The organism is Myxococcus sp. AM009 (assembly GCF_013372605.1).
In the GTDB taxonomy this organism is placed as follows: domain Bacteria; phylum Myxococcota; class Myxococcia; order Myxococcales; family Myxococcaceae; genus Myxococcus; species Myxococcus vastator.
In genome coordinates this window covers 1-7,572 of sequence record NZ_JABXEP010000249.1, presented here as the reverse complement: position 1 = coordinate 7,572, position 7,572 = coordinate 1, and the positions used below count along the sequence as shown (strand labels likewise).

Here is a 7,572-nt window from a genome sequence, read left to right as displayed (position 1 = left end):
CCGCGAGCGCGAGCGCCGCCCCCGCCCCGAGCCAGGCCACCAGGTCGGGCGTCACCCCCGTCTCTCTAGGAATGGCGACCCAGGCCGCGAGCATGCACCCGAGCAGCAGCAACGGCGGCAGCAGCCTGCGGCGCTCCACCCGCACGTTGCGGTACAGCGCGCCCATGGTGGAGAGCGTCAGCGTGGCCGAGATGGGCGTCTGCCCCAGCCGGCTGCCGGGGCGGACCAGCAGGAACGCTGCCCCCAGCACACCGGCCAGCGCGACCAGCGTCACCGGCAGCGCGCGCACCAGGTAGTCGGGAAAGCTCATCACCCCGGTGCCGAGCAGCAGGATGGCCGGAAAATCTCCAATGGGGGTGGCGGCGCCGCCGAGGTTGCAGGACACCAGGACCAGCGCCAGCGTCCACGACACATACCGCTGTCGCACGCCCAGCAGCTTGAAGAGGATGAGCAGCACCGGCAGCACGAGCAACAGCGCGGTGAGGTTGTTCACCAGCCCGCTGACCACGTACATGCCCACCGCGAAGAGCAGCAGGATTCGGCGGGGACCGGCGCGGCTCAACCGGGTGGCGTGCAGCGCCAGCACACCGAAGAGCCGCGACTCGACGAACAGCTGCGAGAGCAGCCCCAGCGTGACGAGGATCACGATGACGTCCCACGGCACCTGCGCCAGCAGCTCGGGCGCGGTGCCGGTTCCCAGCAGCGAAGACGCCAGGGCCGCCAGGCCGGCGCCCATGCTCACGACCACCAGCCGGCGCGAGGGGAGCGCCGCCTGCAACAGCAGCGCGGTGATGAGGATGCCGGCGAGGATGGCCTGGGTCATTCAGACCAGCTCCGTGAACGTGGCGGCATCGACCTCCACCAACCAGCGCGGATACACGAACATCGGGGCTCGGAGCACGTCCCAGGCAACCAGCGAGCGGAACTGGGTGCGCACGTCGTCGCCGGTGACGCGGAGCCACGCCGGCATCACGTGCGTCCCGGCGCCATGGACGCCGTAGGCGAAGGTGAGCAGCGTGCTTCGGGGCCCAGCCCACGACTGGAAGCGCTCGAACTCCACCAGCTCCACCCGCCCCGCGTAGTTGGACAGCACGCGCTCCCAGTCCACCTCGAACGGCGAGCTCCGCAACAGCGCGAGGCGGATGCCTTCCAGCTTCGGAATCAGCGCGTCGAGGAACTCCGTCTCCAGACCGACCACCACGAGCTGCCGGGTGCCGGCGAGCGCGCCGAGCACGGCGCCGGGGTCCGTGTGGGGCTCGCGTGAGCCGGCGAGCCACTTCTCGGCGACCGCGTCCAGCACCGGGAACGAGCGGCCCAGCGCGTCGCGCAGGCCGCTCACGCCCGCGTCGCCCGCGAACCGCGCCACGTCCTTCACGTAGAGCCACGCCGCGCAACACATCCCCAGCTCGCCCGCGGCGACCGAGAACGCCTGCGCCATGCCCTGGGGCAGCTCGACGCTCACTCTTCCGGGCTCTCTGGAAGCCGCGCCAGCAGGTCCGCCAGCAGCGTCACCATGGCCACGTTCGCCAGCGCGTGCTGCGGAGGCCCGTCGGTGAGGCAGTCCACCATGGCCTCGAAGTCCCGGGTGCCCTTGCGCGCCAGGAGCTCCAGGGGCGCGCTGGGGAGCGGCAGCGGATAGCTGGGCGCGTCGTCGGGCCGCGCGAGGTGTGGCGGCAGCCGCATGGGGACCTCCTGGGACGCGCCGAGGTCCAGGGCCTCGCGGTCACCGCGTGCCACCCGCTCGAGCACCAGCCCGAGCAGCGAGAGCAGCACGTAGTTGGCGCCGCGGTGGTGCGCCGGCCCCTCGCCGAGCACGCACCGGACGACGAAGGCGCGCTCTTGCGGGGCCGGCAGGTACGGCGCCAGCAGTGCTTCGATGCGCGCGGTGTCGACGAACCTCGAGATGGCCGATGAGGGGAGGTGTCTATCGTGCGGAGGGCGCGGCGGCATGACGCCTCACCTTACCCGCGCCCGGCATGTCGCTGCACGCTTTCGTTGGGATTCCAACGAACCTGGCGAAGAAGCCCTGCTCCACGGGCGGGGACGCCCCCTCGCTTGTCGTCCGGCGCGTCCGCGTCCGGCGCGGTCGACTGCAGCACCACCAGGGAACGCGCGGGAGCGCCACGGAATCGGGGCAAGCCTACGCCGAGGGCGCGGGGAACAGGGGCGGGTTGAGCCGCGTGAAGTCACCCAGATTGTAGTACGGGGCGTAAGGGTAGGGCGGTGTCTTGAAGCTCGCCGCGTCGAGCTTCGCGAGCTGCTCCGGTGTGAGCGCCCATCCGATGGCACCGAGGTTGTCGCGAAGCTGCGCTTCGGTCCGCGCGCCGATGATGACGCTGGCGACGGTCGGACGCGTCGTCAGCCAGTTCAAGGCGATTTGTGGGATTGATTTTCCGGTCTCCTTGGCGACGTCGTCGAGGGCATCCACCACGCGAAACAGATGCTCGTCGTCGACGGCGGGACCAAAGTCGGCGGTCTGGTGCAGGCGGCTCACCGCTGGCAGCGGCGCACCGCGCCGGACCTTGCCGGTGAGACGGCCCCAGCCGAGCGGGCTCCAGACCATCGCGCTGACACCCTGGTCCAAGGCAAGCGGCATGAGCTCCCACTCGTAGTCGCGCCCCACGAGCGAGTAGTAGGCCTGGTGTGCGACGTAGCGGGGGTAGCCGTACTGCCTGGCGACGGCGAGCGACTTCATCAGGTGCCAGCCCGAGAAGTTCGAAACACCGACGTATCGAACCTTCCCCTGGCGCACGAGATCGTCCAATGTCGACAGCACTTCCTCAATGGGTGTCGCGGCGTCGAAGGCGTGCAGTTGAAAGAGGTCGATGTAGTCGGTGCCGAGCCGGCGCAAAGACGCTTCACACGCTCGAATGAGATGGGACCGCGACGAGCCGGCGTCATTGGGGCCGTCGCCCATGGGCAGCGAGACCTTCGTCGAGATGAGGGCCTGCTGTCGTCGGCCCTGCAGCGCCGCGCCGAGGACCTCCTCTGACGCTCCGTTCGAGTAGACGTCGGCCGTGTCGAACATCGTCACGCCCGCTTCGATGCAGATGTCCACCATCCGCCGGGCCTCGTTCACGCCGGTATCTCCCCAGGCGCCAAAGAGAGGCCCTTGGCCTCCGAAGGTGCCGGCGCCGAAGCTGAGGACGGGCACCTGGAGTCCAGAGGCTCCGAGTCGTCGATAGTCCATGGTCATGCTCCTGGTTCGCGATCCTGGTGTGGGTTCACGCGATGGTGGGGACGACGCCACCATCGGCCCGTAGCGCGGCGCCATTGGTGGCTGAAGACAAGGGGCTCGCGACAAAGGCGACGAGCGCGGCGATCTCCTCGGCCTCGATGACGCGCTGGAGCAGGGAGGTCGGCCGCTCCTTGCGGAAGAACTCCGCCTCGATTTCGGCCATGGGCGCGTTCGGGTTCGACGCAACGCTCTTGAAGAAGTCTCCGATGCCCTCGGAGCGGGTCGTCCCCGGCAGCACGGAGTTGACCGTGACGCGGGTGCCCTTCGTCGTCGCCGCCAGGCCTCGTGAAATCGAGAGTTGGGCCGACTTCGTCATCCCGTAGTGAATCATGTCCGGTGGGATGACGAGCGCGGAGTCACTGGCGATGAAGATGATGCGGCCCCAGTTGCGCTTCAGCATTCCCGGCAGGTACTGACGTGCCAGACGGGCGCCGCTCAGGACGTTCACCTCGAAGTACTTGCGCCAGTCCTCGTCGCTGATCTCGCCGAACGCCTTGGACTCGTAGATGCCGAGGTTGTTCACCAGGATGTCCACGTCGGAAAGCTCACGAGCGAGGAGCGCGGCGCCCTCTGCGTCGGCCGGGTTCGCCAGCACCGTCCGCACGCGTCCGGACGTGCCTGGGTGGGCCTGCTCGATGTGGGCGACCGCCGCATCCAGCTTCTCCCGCGAGCGCCCGGGAATCACGACGTGTGCTCCTTCAGCGGCCAGCCGTGCCCCGATGGCCAGCCCGATACCCGCGGTGCCTCCCGTGACGAGCGCCGTCTTCCCGGTGAGTTGCAAGTCCATGTCTTCTCCAGAGGTCTGCCGTTGTCAGGTGAGTGAACGCATGCGTCATGTAGCGGCGGCGCCCTTGAGAGGAAACGTCCATAATGTCAAAGTACCTGTGAATCAGATTCACAGGAGGTCCGGTGGACAACCGCGCGGGGGAGATGAGCGTCTTCCTGGCCACGGCCGACAGTGGGAGCTTCTCCGCGGCGGGCCGCAAGCTGGGGCTGTCTCCCTCGGCCGTCAGCAAGCTCATCGCCCGAATCGAGGACCGCCTGGGCACCTCGCTCATCGTGCGCTCGACGCGCGCGCTGCAACTGACGCCGGAGGGGGCGCTCTACCTGGAGCGGGCGCGGCGCATCCTCGCGGAGATTGATGACGCGGAGAGCCTCGTGACGACAGGCAACGTGGTGCCGCGCGGGCTGTTGCGGGTGAACACCTCCGTGGCGTTTGGAGAGGTCCACGTGCTGCCGCTCGTGCCCCGGTTCCTCGCCCTGTACCCGCAGGTTGAGCTCGACGTCACGTTGACGGACACGGTGATTGACCTGATGGACCAGCGGACGGACGTCGCCATCCGGACGGGGCCGCTGCGGGACTCCAGCCTCAAGGCGCGGAAGCTGCTCGAAAGCCGCCGTGTCATCGTGGCGTCGCCCGCGTACCTCAAGGCGCATGGCACACCGAGGCGGCCGGAGGACCTCGCCCGACACAACTGCCTGAGGTTCAACTTCCGGCGCCCCGCCGACGAATGGCCCTTCCGGGACCCTGCGAGCGGCGAGGCGTTCTCGGTGCCGGTGTCAGGCAATGTCCACGGCAACAGCGGGGTCGTGCTGCGCCAGCTCGTGCTGGAGGGCGTGGGCCTGGCGCGGCTCGGCGGCTATCATGTCCAGCCCGACCTCGCATCGGGCCGGCTCGTCGCGGTGCTGGAGAGGTACAGCGCGGGGGACATCGAGCTCATCCACGCCGTGCACATCGGTCACGAGCACCTCGCGACCCGCATCCGGACGTTCATCGACTTCCTCGCGGATGCGTTGAAGGCTCGCTCCGTGCGATAGCGAGGCCGCGTCAGCAGGTCTGGCGCGGCCCCTTGGTAGAGGACGTGAGGCCACCCGGCCAGGCTGAACCGGGTGGAACGCTACCGGGACGCCCGTGCCCGACCGCGGCTCACGGGACGGTGACCGTCACGGCGTTGCTGCGACGGCTGTTGCCCGCGCGGTCATACGCAATGGCGACAATCACGTGCGTACCGGACTTGCCCGTGGTGTCCCACGCGCGGGTGAATGGCGCGGTGGTCGAGTAGGGATACTGAAGCACACCGTCGATCTCGAAGACGACGTAGTGGAGCAGCTGGCTGTCGCTCGCATTGGCGGCCAACGTGACGACGCCACTGACGACCGCGCCGTTGAGGGGAGCGAGCAGGACGGACGTGGGCGCCGCGTTGTCGACGATCAGCGAACGGGTGTGCGTCGCGACATTGCCTGCGTTGTCGGTCGCGCGCAGGATCAAACTGTAGGAGCGATTGGCCAGCACCCGCGTGTCCCACGAGAAGTTGTAGCCGAGGCCCGAGTGGCCCGTCAGCGAGCCCTTGAGGTAGCCCTCCTGGAAGAACTCCGCCAGGGCCACGCCGGAGAGGCCCTGGTCCGTCACGGACCAGCCCACGGTGATGTTGCCGCGTACATAGCTCAGGCTGTGCTGGTTGTACTGGGGCGGGCCGGAGATGATGACGGGAGGGGAGTTGTCCACCATGACGCTCACCGGGTCGGAGACGCCCATGTTGTCGTCCGCGTCGAAGGCCTGGGCTGTCAGCACCCGGGTTCCCGGAGGGGACGTCGCGGTGTTCCAGTCCACGATGAAGGGGGGCTGGGTGTCGGAGGCGATGAGGGTGGACCCGGAGAAGAAGTCCACGCGCGTGACGCCAAGGTCATCGTAGGCGCTCGCCGTCAGGGTGACCGTGCCGCGCAGGGCGCTGCCCGGGGCCGGTGAGAGGAGCGTCACGGTGGGGGCCGCGCTGTCGGTGCACAGCAGGGATCCGAAGTCCTTCGCGAGGCGTCGCGCCTCGATGGAGTTCGAGCGCCCTGAGTCGAGGCGCGGGTCCGTCGTGCCCACCTGGACCCGCCCCGGGGCGGCGGTGAAGCGGTCGGTGACAGCCTGGAGCGTGGTGTTGAACGCCTCCGTTCCAGGCGCCTGCGTGGCGAGGTCATGCCACTGACGGGCCCAGTGGAGCGCGTCCGAGGGCTTGGGAGCCGGCAGGTCATACACGAGGGTGACGCTGAGGTTCAGCGGCGTGCCGTCCGCGTCGATTGCTTCGAAGACCAGGTGGCCTTCGCCGGCGCTGCGCCGGTCCGCATTGCGCGAGCCCGCGTGGTTGAGGATGGCCTTCAAGCGCAGTGGCGCCTTCGTCAGGTCCAAGGTGCCGTCCGCGAGCTTCGGCCACGCTTCGAGGAGTTGGGCAACGCGCGCGCGGGTGCCCGCGTCCTGCTCCGCACCGCGCTGGAGCGAGTCGTGAATGAACTCGGAGGGGGCGACTTCGCCGCTCAGCTCCGCCATGCGCCGACCAAAGCTCCACGCGCCGTCCGCGACGCCGCGCCCCTGGGGCAGCGCGCCGGACCAGGCCGTGCGCGCCGGGTCATTCACCACTGCCGCGTCCTGGATGAGCAGCTCCCGCTCCGGCTTGATGGAGGAGAGGCAATCCAGAGGCGCGCTTGTCTGCTGAAGCTCGGTCTGGGGGCTCTCCGAAGCGTCCGGGACATCACCACAAGCGATGGAGGCCAGGGCCGCCGCGCCGACCAGTGCGGAAAGGCCGCGGACCGCTTTTGAAACGATGCGCATGTGAATTCTCCCTTGAGGAGGCTGGGCTCGCATGGAATTGGGAGCGTCAGCGGGAAAAGCTATATCAAGCAGACGTTCAGAGCGCGCCTGGGTTGGGATGCAATTCTTCTACGTAATTCCCATGTGCGGACGGGGGCTTGCGCTCTCTGAAAGGACGGGTGGCGTCGGCGGGACGCTCCGGGGACGTGGTAGAGAAAGGGCATGGAAGCTATGGTCGCGTTGTGCCCCCTTCATCCCGAGCGCCCCGCGGAGGGAACGTGCAGCCGCTGTGGCACCTTCTTGTGTGAAGGCTGCCGCAGGTGGCAGGTGGGGCGCATGCTCTGCCTTCACTGCCACACCGTCGCGCTGGGGGAGAAGCCGTCCCAACGCGCGACGCTGGCGCTCATCTTCGCCACGGTGGGGTTCATCGGGTTCGTGCCGGGGCTCGTGGGCCTCGTGTTGGGCTACCAGGAACTGGCGGCCATCCGGCGCGGCACCGCCCCGGGCTCAGGGGAGGGCTGGGCCGTGCTCGCGCGCAACGTGGGCTGGTTCCATGTGGCCATGCTGGTCATCATCGGCCTCGGGGTGGCTTCGCGAAGCTGAGCGGACCGGCTGGCGTCGTCACGGCGCCCCCGAAAGCGCCCGAGGCTTTGCAAGGTCGTCCACAGGACAGCTAGCTTCGCCCTCCTGACCCTGTTTGGGGTCGAAGTCGGAAGAGGGGGTTCACATGGGTTCGAAGAAGCTGGCGCTGGAGGCGGGGGGG

At 68.7% G+C, this 7,572-nt stretch carries 8 protein-coding genes; 2 read left to right on the top strand and 6 right to left on the bottom strand.

Annotated features, from left to right (window positions below):
- The 5 genes from HV824_RS33900 to HV824_RS33880 form a co-directional block, all read right to left on the bottom strand.
- Nucleotides 1–823, bottom strand: an 823-nt coding sequence (locus tag HV824_RS33900) for an SLC13 family permease (protein WP_255208557.1), incomplete at its 3' end; no start/stop codon positions are given.
- Entirely contained in the window at nt 824–1,462 is a 639-nt protein-coding gene (locus HV824_RS33895) for a hypothetical protein (RefSeq protein ID WP_176425116.1), read from the bottom strand. It lies immediately after the preceding gene.
- A complete protein-coding gene (locus HV824_RS33890; RefSeq protein WP_176421457.1) occupies nt 1,459–1,950 on the bottom strand; it encodes a hypothetical protein in 492 nt (163 codons plus the stop codon). The genes HV824_RS33895 and HV824_RS33890 overlap by 4 nt, the downstream gene beginning before the upstream one ends.
- Nucleotides 1,951–2,140: 190 nt before the next feature.
- Nucleotides 2,141–3,190, bottom strand: coding sequence for an aldo/keto reductase (locus tag HV824_RS33885; RefSeq protein WP_176425115.1), 1,050 nt, complete (start codon nt 3,188–3,190; stop codon nt 2,141–2,143).
- Nucleotides 3,191–3,224: 34 nt separating this feature from the next.
- Nucleotides 3,225–4,025 (bottom strand): SDR family NAD(P)-dependent oxidoreductase, encoded by an 801-nt coding sequence (locus HV824_RS33880; RefSeq protein ID WP_176421455.1) that lies wholly within the window; start codon nt 4,023–4,025, stop codon nt 3,225–3,227.
- A 122-nt stretch (nt 4,026–4,147) separates the two neighbouring features.
- On the opposite strand from HV824_RS33880, the gene HV824_RS33875 reads away from it, so the two are divergent.
- Nucleotides 4,148–5,056, top strand: a complete 909-nt coding sequence (locus tag HV824_RS33875) for a LysR family transcriptional regulator (RefSeq protein ID WP_176421454.1) — start codon at nt 4,148–4,150, stop codon at nt 5,054–5,056.
- 109 nt (nt 5,057–5,165) lie between these two features.
- On the opposite strand, the gene HV824_RS33870 is transcribed toward HV824_RS33875, so the two are convergent.
- Complete coding sequence (locus HV824_RS33870; RefSeq protein ID WP_176425114.1) at nt 5,166–6,830, bottom strand: Ig-like domain-containing protein; 1,665 nt, start codon at nt 6,828–6,830, stop codon at nt 5,166–5,168.
- 315 nt (nt 6,831–7,145) lie between these two features.
- Between HV824_RS33870 and HV824_RS33865 the strand changes: the two genes are divergently transcribed.
- Nucleotides 7,146–7,412, top strand: coding sequence for a hypothetical protein (locus HV824_RS33865; protein WP_240358084.1), 267 nt, complete (start codon nt 7,146–7,148; stop codon nt 7,410–7,412).
- The last annotated feature ends 160 nt before the right edge of the window (nt 7,413–7,572 follow it).